The 13,231-nt window shown below is 62.4% G+C and carries 12 protein-coding genes; 2 read left to right on the top strand and 10 right to left on the bottom strand.

Going from position 1 to position 13,231, the window contains the following annotated elements; all coding sequences use genetic code 11:
• The first annotated feature begins 34 nt into the window (after positions 1-34).
• Positions 35-2,605 (top strand): molybdopterin-dependent oxidoreductase, encoded by a 2,571-nt coding sequence (locus DTF_RS0110540; protein ID WP_027715287.1) that lies wholly within the window; start codon positions 35-37, stop codon positions 2,603-2,605.
• A gap of 117 nt (positions 2,606-2,722) precedes the next feature.
• On the opposite strand, the gene DTF_RS0110545 is transcribed toward DTF_RS0110540, so the two are convergent.
• Entirely contained in the window at positions 2,723-3,121 is a 399-nt protein-coding gene (locus DTF_RS0110545; RefSeq protein WP_027715288.1) for a CoA-binding protein, read from the bottom strand.
• A gap of 280 nt (positions 3,122-3,401) precedes the next feature.
• Between DTF_RS0110545 and DTF_RS0110550 the strand changes: the two genes are divergently transcribed.
• On the top strand, positions 3,402-3,872 hold the full coding sequence (locus tag DTF_RS0110550; protein ID WP_027715289.1) for a hypothetical protein: 471 nt from the start codon (positions 3,402-3,404) through the stop codon (positions 3,870-3,872).
• Here DTF_RS0110550 and DTF_RS0110555 read toward each other — a convergent pair.
• The 9 genes from DTF_RS0110555 to DTF_RS0110595 form a co-directional block, all read right to left on the bottom strand.
• A complete protein-coding gene (locus tag DTF_RS0110555; RefSeq protein ID WP_051361225.1) occupies positions 3,869-4,648 on the bottom strand; it encodes a phosphatase PAP2 family protein in 780 nt (259 codons plus the stop codon). The genes DTF_RS0110550 and DTF_RS0110555 overlap by 4 nt on opposite strands.
• 28 nt (positions 4,649-4,676) lie before the next feature.
• Entirely contained in the window at positions 4,677-6,089 is a 1,413-nt protein-coding gene (locus DTF_RS0110560) for an NADH-quinone oxidoreductase subunit N (RefSeq protein WP_027715291.1), read from the bottom strand.
• Positions 6,086-7,594, bottom strand: a complete 1,509-nt coding sequence (locus DTF_RS0110565; RefSeq protein ID WP_304412865.1) for a NuoM family protein — start codon at positions 7,592-7,594, stop codon at positions 6,086-6,088. The genes DTF_RS0110560 and DTF_RS0110565 overlap by 4 nt, the downstream gene beginning before the upstream one ends.
• A 96-nt stretch (positions 7,595-7,690) precedes the next feature.
• Positions 7,691-9,568, bottom strand: coding sequence for an NADH-quinone oxidoreductase subunit L (gene nuoL, locus DTF_RS0110570; protein WP_027715293.1), 1,878 nt, complete (start codon positions 9,566-9,568; stop codon positions 7,691-7,693).
• The gene (gene nuoK, locus DTF_RS0110575) at positions 9,565-9,870 is read right to left on the bottom strand and encodes an NADH-quinone oxidoreductase subunit NuoK (protein ID WP_027715294.1); all 306 of its coding nucleotides are present in this window, start codon (positions 9,868-9,870) and stop codon (positions 9,565-9,567) included. Before nuoK ends, nuoL begins: the two co-directional genes overlap by 4 nt.
• Positions 9,867-10,388, bottom strand: a complete 522-nt coding sequence (locus tag DTF_RS0110580) for an NADH-quinone oxidoreductase subunit J (protein ID WP_027715295.1) — start codon at positions 10,386-10,388, stop codon at positions 9,867-9,869. The genes nuoK and DTF_RS0110580 overlap by 4 nt, the downstream gene beginning before the upstream one ends.
• Before the next feature lie 76 nt (positions 10,389-10,464).
• Complete coding sequence (nuoI, locus tag DTF_RS0110585) at positions 10,465-10,995, bottom strand: NADH-quinone oxidoreductase subunit NuoI (protein WP_027715296.1); 531 nt, start codon at positions 10,993-10,995, stop codon at positions 10,465-10,467.
• An 85-nt stretch (positions 10,996-11,080) separates the two neighbouring features.
• Positions 11,081-12,070, bottom strand: a complete 990-nt coding sequence (nuoH, locus tag DTF_RS0110590; RefSeq protein WP_027715297.1) for an NADH-quinone oxidoreductase subunit NuoH — start codon at positions 12,068-12,070, stop codon at positions 11,081-11,083.
• A partial coding sequence (locus DTF_RS0110595) for a molybdopterin-dependent oxidoreductase (RefSeq protein ID WP_027715298.1) occupies positions 12,067-13,231 on the bottom strand: 1,165 nt, incomplete at its 5' end. The genes DTF_RS0110595 and nuoH, both read right to left, overlap by 4 nt.

Raw genomic sequence — 13,231 nt, forward strand, 5'->3', positions numbered from 1 at the left:
CAGCCTTTTGCCGTTTTTTTGAGGTGAAAACATTATGGTCACTCTGACGATCGACGGCAAAACAACAAGCGCACCTGCTGGGACGACGATTCTTGAGGCGGCCCGCCAGGTGGGCATCACCATCCCGACCCTCTGCTGGCTGGAAAAGATCTCCCCGACCGGGGCCTGCCGGATCTGCGTGGTGGAGGTGGAAGGTATCGACCGGCCGCAGACCGCCTGCAATACGCCGGTCAAAGAGGGGATCGTCGTCACCACGCGCACCCAGAAGCTTCAGGCCATCCGCAAGCAGGTGGTCGAGCTCCTTCTGGTCAATCATCCCCTCGACTGTCCCGTCTGCGATGCCGGCGGGGAATGCCAGCTGCAGGACATCTGCTATGAATTCGATGTGGCGTCTCAGCCCTTCGAAGCCGAAGACGTCAATCACCCGACGATCAACGAGTGGCCTCTGATCCAGCAGGTTCCCAACCGCTGTGTGCTCTGCGAGAAGTGCGTCAAGGTCTGCCATGAGGTGATCGGTTCGCAGTCGCTCTTCCTGAACGAAACCGGGGACAAGGCTTTCATCGACAAACACCTTGAGCTTTGCGAGTACTGCGGCAGCTGCGTTGCGGTATGTCCCGTAGGGACCATGATCTCCAAACCCTTCAGGTTCAAGGCACGCCCCTGGGAATTGACCCGAATCCCCAGCACCTGCACTTATTGCGGCAGTCACTGCCAGATCGACCTCAACGTCAAGAATAATCAGGTTCTCCGGGTCACCTCCGAGGACGGCGTGACCGTCAACGACGGAACTCTCTGCGTCGGCGGATTTTTCGGGTACGGTTATATAAACTCGGAGAAGAGGCTCCGGCGGCCTGCCCTCAGGAAGGACGGGGTAAACCAGCCGGCCACCTGGAACGAGGCATTGAAAGCCGTGGCTGACAAGATCCGCGAACTGCGGGCAAGTGCCGGTGCCGACGCCCTGGCTGGACTGGGCTCGCCGCGCCTGACCAACGAGGAGAGCTATCTTTTTCAGAAGTTCTTCCGGGCTGCCGTAGGGACCAATAATATCGATTCAGAGGCCCGTTTCGGCGCCTTGAGGACTCTCAAGGCCCTCGATGCCGCCCTCGGTCTGAAGGGCCCCAGCAACCGTCTGGATCGCATCGGCAAGTCCGAGGCGGTACTGGTCTTCGCCTCCGATGTCACCGCAGAAGCACCGGCCATCGACTGGCAGATCGAAACCGCCTGCCGCAAGCGGGACGGCAAGCTGGTCGTCGCCAACATGCGCAGGGTGAAGCTGACCCGCTATGCCGAAACCTTTCTTCATTACCGACCGGGCAGCGAAGTCTTTCTGGCCAACGCCCTGGGTCGGATCATCCTGGAGAAGGGATTGGCGGACGAGGCGTTTCTCACCCGGTATGTGGAAAACCTCGATGAACTCAAGGCCCATCTGCTGGCGGTCGACCTGAAGGAGGCGATTGCCGAGACGGGACTGTCACTGCAACTCCTCGAAGAAGCGGCCCTTTATCTGGGCGCCGCCGGTTCAGTGGCCATCATCTTCGGCGAGGATGTTATAAAGAGCGACCAGGCTGAACTGAAGATCGCTGCGATCGGCAATCTCGCCCTGGTGACCGGGGCTCTGCACGGCGATATCGGCGGACTCTTCCCGGTCAATGAAAAAGGGAACATGCAGAGCCTTCTCGACATGGGAGTCTACCCCGAGTCCCTCCCCGGCTACCAGGAGTATGCCTCGGCTAAGTCCCGGTTCGAGCAGGCCTGGCAGGTCAAGCTGCCGGACGGCGGCCGTGACGCCCTGGGCATCCTGGAGGGAATCGAAAAGGGGGAAATCAAGTTCCTCTACCTGGCCGCCACCAACCCCGTGACCTCTTTCCCCGAGAGCGGCCGCTGGCGCAAGGCGCTGGAGAAGGTCGAGTTCCTGGTGGTGCAGGATATCCTCTCCTCCGAATTGACCGCCATGGCCGACGTGGTGCTCCCCGGAACTTCCTTCGCTGAGAAGAGCGGAAGCGTCACCTCCCTCGATCACCGGGTCAGCTGTCTGGGCAAGGCGCTGACTCCCGTCGGCGAGGCCCGGGAAGACCTGGAAATCCTGGCGGACCTCTATGCCCGGGTTTCAGGAAACGGCCAACAGCCACTTAACGCCGAGGCGGTGCTAAGCGAGTTGAAGAAGCTGACACCTCTCTACAGCGAGGTCTGCTTCACCGGCCACGGGAGGTGCCGCCCCTGCCTGAAGGAGCCCTATGTCCCCGAAGAGAAGAGCCTGACCTACATCCCGGTCGAGGGGAGTCCGGCCGAAACCGGTCTGCAGCTTCTCAGTGGGAAGATCCTCTCTCACTTCGGCACCACCTCCACCTATGCCGACGGTTGCCTGGAGGCAGCCCCCTCCGGCTATATCGAAATCCACCCCGAGGATGCCAAAGCCTGCGGCGTCGAGGACGGCGGGAGGATCAAAGTGACCTCCACCGCCGGCTCGGCCCAGGGCCCCGTGCTTATCAGCGGCAATGTGCCCAAGGGTCTGCTCTTCGCTCCCTATCACTTCAGGGAGCTCAATATCCAGCAGGTGATCCCGCAGGGCCGGAACCGTGCCGTCGTGGAAATCACCAGGGCCTGACGGCTGCTTCCATCTTGAAGTAAATTTAGGCGCCCCGGCGAAAAACGCTCGGGGCGCCTTTTTTCATCCTGGTGCCACCAGCCACCAGGCTCAACGGATTAATCCCGGTTTTTTTCTTCAATGCTCTCTGTATCCCAGCACCACCAGTAGACAGCTTCCGTCGGCGATAACGTTGATGCCGGCCTTCCGGCATTTCTCTACTGCTGCGGGACTCTCGGCGCCGGGCTGCATCCAGACGTTCTCGACACCTTTGCCAATGGCCTCGTCAACAACCGTCTCGGTTATTTTCGGCGGCGTGATGACTGAGAGGCTCTTGACGTCCGGGGGGAGGTCGGCAACGCCGGCGACGCAGGGAACCCCCTCGATCTTATCCGCTCGTGGATTGATCGGAATAGCCTTTTTGCCGTTCGCCAGATAGCAGCGCAGTACCTTGTTGCCGTACTTCTCCCGATTGGTCGAGGCGCCGGCAACGCCGAAAGCCTGGGAACTCAAGAATTTTTCGATGCGAGGATCCATGGTATGCTCCTTATGATAAATTGGATTATTTAAAATATTACCAGAGCCTGGCGCCGCGGCGTAAAGTTCCGAAAGGAGAAGAGCCCCTGATTCCTTCCCGTTGCGGGACAGGCATTTCCGACCATCCGTCATAGGGTGCGCCACGGAGGAAAGGAATTGCCCGGAGTAAGTCGCATCTGTTGACAAGGAAAGGACTTGCGGTAGATTTGGATAATCCGGACCTTGCAATGCACGATATCGCGGGAATACACAGAAAAATAAAGATAGAATGGAGACTGGAATGGATGAGGTACGCAAGAGGCGTCTTGGGGTCAAAGTTTTCCGGCTTGCGGAGGTGTCGGAAGATGAATGGCGGAAGTTGATGCCCAGGTACTGGACCGAGACGAAGGTCTGGTGGCTGATTCCCACCTGGGTATTGATCGTTCTGTTGATTGCCGGCGCCGGACTTGTTCTCGCAGGGGATTCGTCCCTGCTGCGCCTTGAAGGTCTTGCCCTGGCCCTCCTTGCCGCAGGGAAGATCGGCGGTCGTTACAGCCAGACGGATGGATTCCAGTTTGGATATGATCTGGGACGGTGGGACGGAGTCTGCCGAGCTCTGGATATCCATGAAAAAGAGCGGGAGGAACTTTACTTTCTGGCCCGCGGCCTGATTTACGATTCGGAATCTGAAACCGAACCAGAGAAACTCTCCGGGAAAGACAAACAGCACCTACCATCGGGAGTATTCCGGCCTTCCTCATTTACTTCCTAGTGTCCCCCAATCGGATCCTTCCCCTCCTCCGTTTCTTCCTGAGGTGAAGCGCCTTCCGGTTCGATCCGGCCCCGGTACTGCAGCCAGCGGCCGAACTGCCAGCACGCCAATGTCCATAATGCGCCGGCAGTCCATCCGGCAAGTACATCCGTCGGCCAGTGAACCCCCATGTAGACCCTGCTGATGCCCACCCCTATAGTCAGGAGAATAGCCAGGGTCAGCAGGTACAGCTTCATCCGCAGCCTTTTCTGCACCCGGCAGAGCAGGGCCGCCAGGGTCAGATAGGTCACCGCAGACATCATCGCATGCCCACTCGGAAAACTCATCGTATAGACATAGGACTCGTGCGGCACCAGGTCGGGTCGCGGCCTGTCGAACCCCTGTTTCAACAGCAGACTGAGAAAAATGCCGCTCCCCACTGCAACGGCCACCAGCAGCGCCGTGCGGCGTTTGTGCTCAAGCAGGAGAAACCCGATCACGGCAAAAGTCAGCAGCATGAGGACGGCCATGCCGCCGAGGGCGGTAAAATCGCGGCCGATTTCCTCGACCCATTTCGGCCCGATCGGATCGGAAAGATCCGCGGGATTCCGCAAGGCCAGCAGGATCAGCATGTCGAAGGCATGCGTATCGCCCTCCACCACGTTTTCCGCCAGTTCGATAAACGCCCATGCCCCGCCGGCCATCAGGAAGATGGTCAACAGGATACCAAGTTCATGTCGGTCGCGCGAGCGTATCAGCTTTGCCTGGAACCATCGCCGTGAGAAAGAGTCGCCCATAACCACCTCTGAAAGCAGGGAGGAAGCCTCAAGGGATAATAAGTCCGATGAGGTCGAGCAGGGGCCCGGGGAACATGCCGAGAGCCAGGGTCGCGGCCAGGCAGATGGCAAGGGCGGTGTGTTCGGAAGCGCCGCCTCGGGCATGTTCGACCTCGCATTCATAGGTCATGAACATGTAGACGATGACCCGCAGGTAGTAGTAGAGAGAGACAAGGGAAGCGAGGATGCCGAGGACGGCCAGCCAGCCGTAGCCGGCTTCGATGGCGGCCCGGAAGATGGCGAATTTGCCGACGAAGCCGATGGTAGGGGGAATGCCGGCCAGGGAGAAGAGAAAGACCGCCAGGACGGCGCAGCGGAAGGGGAAGCGCCAGCCGATGCCGTGGAAATCATCTAGGTTCTGCGGCTCTCCCTTCGGTCCGGAGAGGGAGGCGATGACTCCAAAGGCCCCGAGGTTGGCGACGGAGTAAGCGACCAGGTACAAGGCCACGGCGCGGTTCCCGGACGCCCCGCCAGCGAGCAGGGCGAGAAGGGTATAGCCCATGTGCACCACCGAGGAGTAGGCGAGCATCCGCTTGATGTTCTCCTGGTTCAGGGCAGCCAGGGTGCCGAAAACCATGGAGAGGGCGGCCAGGGCCCAGAGAAGCGGTGCCAGGTCTCCGCGCGCGGGCATTCCCGCCAATACGGTGATCAGGGCGGCGAAGACCGCCCCCTTGGATCCGGTGGACAGGATACCGGTCACCGGCGCCGGCGATCCCTGGTAGACGTCCGGTGTCCAGAGGTGGAAAGGGACCAGGGAAACCTTGAAGCCGATCACCACCAGGAGCATCCCCCAGCCGAGAAGCCCGATGGGCCGCATCTGCGCTCCTGAGGCGATACCAGCCATCGCCTCAGGCAGATGGAAGGTGCCGCTGGAGGTGTACACCAGGGCGATTCCAAAGGCGAGGAAGCCGGTGGCCACCGCCCCGAGGACGAGGTACTTCAGCCCCGCCTCGGCCCCCTGTGGATCGTCCTTGTGGAAGGCGATCAGGATATAAAGCACCAGGGTGAACGCCTCCAGGCCGAGGAAGAAGCCGACCAGGGAGGTGGCGGACGAAAGCAGGGCCATCCCGGCGGCGGCGAAGAGGATCAGGGCGGTATATTCCCCGCCGGCGAAGCGGCGTTCGTGGGCATAGCGCACCGAAAGGAGCAGGGTGATCGCAGCCGTCAGCGACCAGAGGGCGGTGAAGAAACGGGCGAAGGGTCCGGCGCCGTACATCCGGGTGATCTCCGCCACCGGCGGCGTATGGAAGGCGGCCGCGGCTGCCGCAGCCAGGGCGATCGCCGTCCCGAGCAGAACCAGGCGGCTGCGGCGCGGCCACCAGGCCCCGAGGAGCAGCACTCCTGTTGAGCCGAGAGCGAGGATCAGAATCGGAAAGAGGGCGGAGAGATCGGCTCGAGTCACGGCATCCCTCCTTTAAGTGCCAGCAGGGATGTCCCTCCCAGCAGGCGCTGAACCGGCTCGCGGATCGGAGCCAGGAAAGGCTCGGGGTAGAGCCCGAGCCAGAGAACGAGCAGGGCCAGCGGCACCAGTACCAGCATCTCGCGCGGCTCCAGATCAACCCAGCATTCGGCATGCTTCATCGGTCCGGGCGGACCCCAGATCACCCCCTGGACCGCGCGCAGCATGTAGGCGGCGGCGAACACGACCCCGCCCAGGGCCAGGGCGCCCCAGAGGGGGTTGACGCGGAAGACGCCGAGCAGAATCAGGATCTCGCCGGCAAAGTTGTTCAGCCCGGGCAGGCCGAGGGAGGCCAGGGAGAAGAAGAGGAAGAAGAAAGAAAGGATCGGCACCCGTCCCCACAGGCCCCCCAATTGCCCCAGATCCCGGGTCTCGGCCCGGTGCTGGATCATCCCGGCCATGATGAAGAGCGCTCCGGTGGTGATCCCGTGATTGAACATCTGCAGCACGCTCCCCTCCATGGCGATTGCATCCCAGGCGCAGAATCCCAGCACCATGAAGCCGACATGAGCCACCGAGGAGTAGGCGATCAGACGTTTGAGATCGTGCTGAGCATAAGCGATCCAGGCGGCGTAGAAGATGCCGGTCAGGGCAAGGACCGCCAGCAGCGGAAAGGAGGCCTGGGCCATCTCCGGGAAGAGAGGAAAGGCGATGCGGATTAGACCGTAAAGGCCGGTCTTGAGCAGCAGCCCGGCCAGATCGAGGGAGCCGGCCGTCGGCGCCTCGGTATGGGCGTCGGGAAGCCAGGTATGCAGGGGAACCAGCGGCACCTTGACCACGAAAGCAAGCAGGAAGGCCGCGTAGAGCCACGGCTCGATGGCGCCGGGGATATCGGTCTGCTGCAGCGCCGCCAGGGCGAAGGTGTACTCTCCTGTCTGCTGCCCGTGCAGCAGGTAGAGGGCGATGATTGCCAGGAGCATCAGCAGGCTGCCGGCCATGGTGAAGATGAAGAACTTGACCGCCGCATAGACCCGCCGCTCGTGTCCCCAGACACCGATGAGAAAAAACATGGGGATGAGCATGACCTCCCAGAAGAGATAGAAAAGGAAAAGGTCGAGGGCGAGGAACACCCCCATGATCCCCCCCTCCATGAACAGGAGCATGGAGAAGAAAATCGCCACCTGGTATTTGCGGCGCCAGGAGATGACGATGGCCAGCAGCTGGGTGAGGGCGGTCAGCAGGACCAATAGCAGGGAAATGCCGTCCAGTCCCAGGGTGTAGCGGATGCCGAAAGGGATGATCCACGGATGGTCTTCGTACCGAAGCCAGCCCCCCTGACCGCCGCCGGTGACGAAGAGCCCGACCGCCGTCACCAGAATAGCCAGGGTGGTCACCAGGGCGATCCAGCGGCTCACCCGCGGATGATGCCGCAGCAGAAGGCAGAGCGCCGCGGCCGCCATCGGCAGGACGATGAGAGAGGAGAGCCAGGGGAAGGAGTCCAGGTTCAAGGTAAAAGGTCCGAGGTTAAAGGTTAAAGGATCGAGGATAAAGGTAAAAGGATCGAGGATAAAGGAGAAGACAGGATTCCTTTAACCTTTATCCTTTTACCTTGTACCTATATAATCCACCAGCATCCATGCGAGTATCAGCAACAGCCCCCAGGCAAAGCCGCCCAGATACGTATGCAGGCGGCCTGTTGCGGTCCGGCGCAGCGACTGGCCGAGCCCCATCAAGGCACGGCCGGTCCCCTCCAGCAGGCCGTCGATGCCGCGCACGTCCGTCCACTGCCAGAAGAAGTGGGCGAGGAGGTTGAAGGGGCGCAGCACCACTGCCTGAACCAACCGGTCGGCCTCCCATCCGCTCAACAGGAAGGCTTTGAGTGCACGGGGGCGCTCACCGGGAAACGGGATATAGCGCCGGCGGGCCAGGGCCCAGCCGCTGAAGAAAATGGCAACGGCAACCCCGGTCAGCCACCACTCCAGGGAATGGGATGCATGCATTTCGAAACCGCCCTGGGCGCCCAGGAAACGCTCCAGGGTTCCATCGCCTCCCCAGGCCGCCGGCAGATTGAGCAGCCCGCCGAAGAGCGCGAGCACCGCCAGAGGCGGAAGAGTCCAGCGCATTACTGCAGGCAGGTGGTGATGTTCCTCGCCGCCGGCGGGGTGGCGCGCCTGTCCGGCGAAAACCAGATAGAGCAGTCGAAAGGTATAGAAGGCTGTGAGCAGGGCGGTAAAGAGGCCGATCCCCCAGAGAACACGGTGGAAGGGGTCGCCGGCGGCGAAAGCGGCCAGCAGGATGGCATCCTTTGAGAAGAATCCGCCGGTCAGGGGAGCTCCGGCCAGGCACAGGGCTCCGGCGAGGAAGGTCCAGAAGACCAGCGGAGACCTGCGAGCCAAGCCGCCCATCCGGTAGATGTCATTCTCCCCCGTCAGGTGGATGGCGCACCCTGCTCCCATGAAGAGCAGGGCCTTGAAAAAGGCGTGGGTGATCAGGTGGAACATCCCCCCCGCCACGGAGCCGAGACCGACGGCCAGGAACATGTAGCCGACCTGGCTCATGGTCGAGTAGGCGAGGACCCGCTTGATCTCCCGCTGCGCCAGGGCGCAACTGGCTGCATAGAGGGCGGTTATGGCGCCGACCGCGGCTATCCAGGCCATTCCCGCCGGAGAGAGGGAAACGAGGGGAAAGAGGCGGGCCAGCAGGTAGACCCCGGCAGTCACCATGGTGGCGGCATGGATCAGGGCCGAGACCGGGGTCGGACCGGCCATGGCGTCCGGAAGCCAGGTCATCAGCGGCAGCTGCGCTGATTTTCCGCAGGCGCCGGCGAGCAGAAGCAGGGTGAGCAGGAAGAGAGCCTCCGGGGGGAAGCCGGCCGCCGCCTGGTTGATCCGGTCGATGGAAAGAGTGCCGGTGAGAGCGAAGAGCCAAAGCAGGGCGATGCCGAGGAAGACGTCGCCGGTGCGGGTGACCAGGAACGCCTTGCGGCCGGCGTCGGCGTTCTTCTCTTCCCGATACCAGTAGCCGATCAGGGCGTAGGAGCAGAAGCCTACCCCCTCCCAGCCGAGAAACAGGACAAGGAGGTTGTCTGCCAGCACGATGGTCAGCATCGCGAAGACGAAGAGATTGAGCAGGGCGAAGAAACGGGCGTAATCACGTTCTTCGGCCATGTAGCCGATGGCATAGAGGTGTATCAGGGTTGATACGAAGGTGACCATCAGGGTCATGGCGGCCGAAAGGGGATCGAAGACGATCTCCACCGGCACCTGCAGCTCGCCGCTGGCCAGCCATGTGTAAAGTGCCGTTCGGGTTCCCCCCTCCTTCGCCAGCGGCCACAGCAGAAGCGTCGCCAGGGTAGCCAGTGCCACGGCCCCGACGGCGAGCGCCTCGGCCAGTCGCCGCGGCAGTTTCCGCCCGACGACCACGTTCAACGTGGCCGCGGCCAGGGGAAGCAGGGGTATGAGGAAGAGCAGTTTCGGATTCATCCCTTCATCTCGCTGAAAGCATCGGCTTCGATCGTCTTCTTGCGCCGGCTCAGATAGACCACCACCGCCAGGGAGATGGAGACCTCGGCCGACGTCATCGCCATGAGGAAGATGACGAAGATCTGGCCGTCGACCTGCTGCCAAAGCGCCGAGGCGCCCACCAGGGTGATGCCGACGGCGTTAAGCATGATCTCCACCCCGATCAGGATCATGATCAGGTTGCGCTGCGCCAGGACACAGGCGAAACCAAGGAAGAACATGGCGCCGGAGAAGGCCAGAATGTGAGACATCGGCACGATCATCGGTCTTCCTCTTCCGGTTTCAGTCCCCCCGGTCCGACTCGCCCGACGTAATAGGCGCCCACCGCGGCGAAGAGGAGCTGGAAGGAGACGACCTGAACGGCCAGGGCATACTCATGGAACAGGGCGTAGCCGAAGACCCGCGGCGAGGCGTAAAATGCGGGTTTCCCGTCCACACCTCCCGGGTCGATGGCCATCAGCAGGAGGGTGCAGCCGAGAAGCACGGCCGACAGCAGCGCCACCGGCCCCCAACTCCGCCAGCCGGGTCCGGCAGGCACCTCCGTCGGCGCCAGTTCCAGCATCATGATGATGAACAGGAACAGCACCATGATGGCGCCGGCATAGATGATCACCTCCCAGGCAGCGACCAGCGGCGCCCCGAGGAGGTAAAAGATCAGCGCCAGGGCGAAGAAAGCGTTGACCAGGTAGATGACCGCATGCACCGGGTTGCGCCGGGTGATGCACATCAGCGTCGCCCCGAGGGCGGTCACGGCCAGGATGTAGAAGAGAATAGCTGCCATTTCAAATCCGTGAGGTGTGAGGAGTGAGGGGTAAGGAGAAAAGGCACGTATCGCCTCACTCCTTACGCCTCACGCCTCACGGCATATTGGTTTTTATATCCACCGGCCCGTACTCGTCTTCGTTTCCGCCCCGGGGATTGACCACTCCGATGCCTGCGTGGCGGTAGTAATTGTATTCGCTGTCCTTCCCGCCGTGGTCCACCAGCAAATCCTCCTTTTCGTAGACCATATCGATCGAGGCGTACTTGGAAAACTCGTAGTCGGGACTCATCTGGATCGCCCAGGTCGGACAGGCCTCGGCGCAGAGGCCGCAGTAGATGCAGCGGGCAAAATTGATGCGGAACCAGGTGGCATACCGGCGGCCGTTCGGCTGCTCCGCCGACTGCATGGAGATGCAGTCGACCGGGCAGGCGGCGCTGCACAGGTAGCAGGCGACGCAGCGCTCGCCGCCGTCCGGATCGCGGGTGAGAATGATCCGCGCCCGGTATCGCGGCGGCGGCTGCCGCTTTTCTTCCGGGTACTGGATCGTCACCGGTTTGCGGAACATGTTCCGCAGCGTCACCCAGAAGGGCTGGACGGTTCCTTTTAGATCGCGTAGGAGAGGCATAACTGCTGTCCTTTGTCCTTTGTCATTGGTCATTTGTTTAAAAGTTTTTCCACAAATGACAAGTGACTAATGACCAATGACGGTTTTACCGCAAAGCGAGTAGCACCGCTCCCGTCACCAGTACGTTTACCAGCGCCAGCGGGATGAGGAACTTCCAGCCGAAGTGCATCAGCTGATCGTATCGCAGGCGCGGCAGGGTGCCGCGCATCCAGATGAAGAAAAAGGCCACCGCCAGCACCTTGAGCATGAACCAGACGATGGGCGGCAGCAGCGGTCCATGCCAGCCGCCCAGAAAGAAGACGGTGGTGACGGAGCCGAGAATGATCATGTTGATGTATTCGCCGACGAAAAAGAGGCCGAAGCGCATCCCGGAGTACTCGGTATGGAAGCCGGCGACGATCTCGTTCTCCGCTTCCGGCAGGTCGAAGGGGACGCGCCGTGATTCGGCCGCCACACTGACCATGAAGATGAAGAAGGCGATCGGGTTGGTGATCAGAAAGGGTACCGTCTCCTGCGCATGGACGATCTCAGTGAGGGAGAAGGAGCGCGCATGCAGGACCACCGGAACGATAGACAGTCCCATGGAGAGTTCGTAAGAGATGAGCTGGGCGAGACCACGGATGCCGCCGAGCAGGGAGTACTTGGAATTTGAGGCCCAGCCGCCCAAGGCGACCCCGTAGACAGCCAGGGAAGAGAGGCCGAGAAAATAGAGAACCCCCACATTGAGGTCGCAGACGACCATCGGGACCTCCCGGCCGAAAATCGTCAGCGCCGGGGCGAAAGGGACGACGGCGAAGGAGAGGATTGCCGTCACGGCTGCCAGTCCCGGCGCCAGCATGAAGAGCCACTTGTCCGCGCCCGTCGGGACGAAATCCTCCTTGGTCAGCAGCTTGATCACGTCCGCCAGCGGCTGCAGCAGGCCGAAGGGACCGACCCGGTTCGGCCCGTAACGGAGCTGCATGCGGGCGAGGATCTTGCGTTCGGCCAGAACGAGGTAGGCGGCCATGGTCAGAACCACGCCGAGAATGAGGATGAGCTTGATCAGAGTGAGGAGAACCATCACCCAGTCGATCATGTCTCCTCCTTTTCCACCCGGCAGCTGCGCGGGCTGCGGCCGGGAACAAAGATTTCCAGAGAGGTGCCGCGCAGGCGGGGGATAAGCACCAGCCCCGGGGCCATGGCCGTGCTCAGGCGCACGGTCGCCGACGTCCGGCCGAGATCGGAGGTCAGCCGGACTGTTTCGCCAGCCGCCAACCCAAGGCGGGTGGCGTCATCCAGGTGCAGCCAGATGTGCGGTTCCGGTCGGACCGGATCGAGGACCGGTGAGAAGGCCGCGATCGCTTCCGAGCCGAACAGGCATTCCATGGCGAGAAGGCGCAGGCCATTCCCCGGCTCCGCCGGCCGGCGGGAGGTTGACGGTTCGGCCGGCATCCTGCCGTCTCCGGTCACCCGCCGCCCCGTCCCTTCCGGGTCCAGGTCGGCCAGTCCGGTAAAGCGCGGATCGGCTTTTTCAAGCTCCCGCCGGATCGAGGCGAGGGAGCCGGATCGCCCCTGCAGCTCATGGAGAACCGCCCACGCCGGTCTCGGCTCGCTCCCCGGCGTGACCGGCTCGAAGGTGCGGGGAGGATGGTCGCCGTCTCCGGTGACCCCGATCGGCGTCCCCGGATCGAAGACGGAGGCGAAAGCAAGCATCCTCCCTTCCTGGTTGATGAAGGTCCCGGCACTCTCCGCCGGCGCCGTGGTCGGCAGAAAGATGTCGGCCCGGCCTGCCGTTACAGTGGGCAGATAATCGAGGACGAGCAGCCATTCCAGGTGGGACAGGGCCTCATGCATCCTGCCCGGATGCGGATGATCGGTGAAGGGGTCGCCTTCCAGGCAGACCAGCGCCTTGATCCGCCCCTCCCGGATGCCGGTGAGCAGGGCAGCGGCGTCCGGGCCGGTTTCAGGCGCCAGAAGGGCGCCCCCGAAGCTGTTGGGTCCCCCCAGAAGGATCGAGGCGCCGCAGGGACGGTCGGTGGTGGAAAGTTCCCGAGCCGTCCCCAGAAGTGTTCGGCATCCCCCGGCCCCGAGAAGATCGATGCCTCCGGCCAGCACCGGCCGCTTCGCTTCGCCGAGGCGGGCGGCGATCCCCGCCAGGATTGTCGCTTCCTGGCGGCTGAAGGCCTCGAAGTTCCCCGTGGCGATCGCCTGCAGTGCCGCGCCGAGCCTCTCCGGAGCCAGCGGCAGGGGCACGGCG

This window comes from Desulfuromonas sp. TF (genome assembly GCF_000472285.1).
Lineage (GTDB): Bacteria > Desulfobacterota > Desulfuromonadia > Desulfuromonadales > ATBO01 > ATBO01.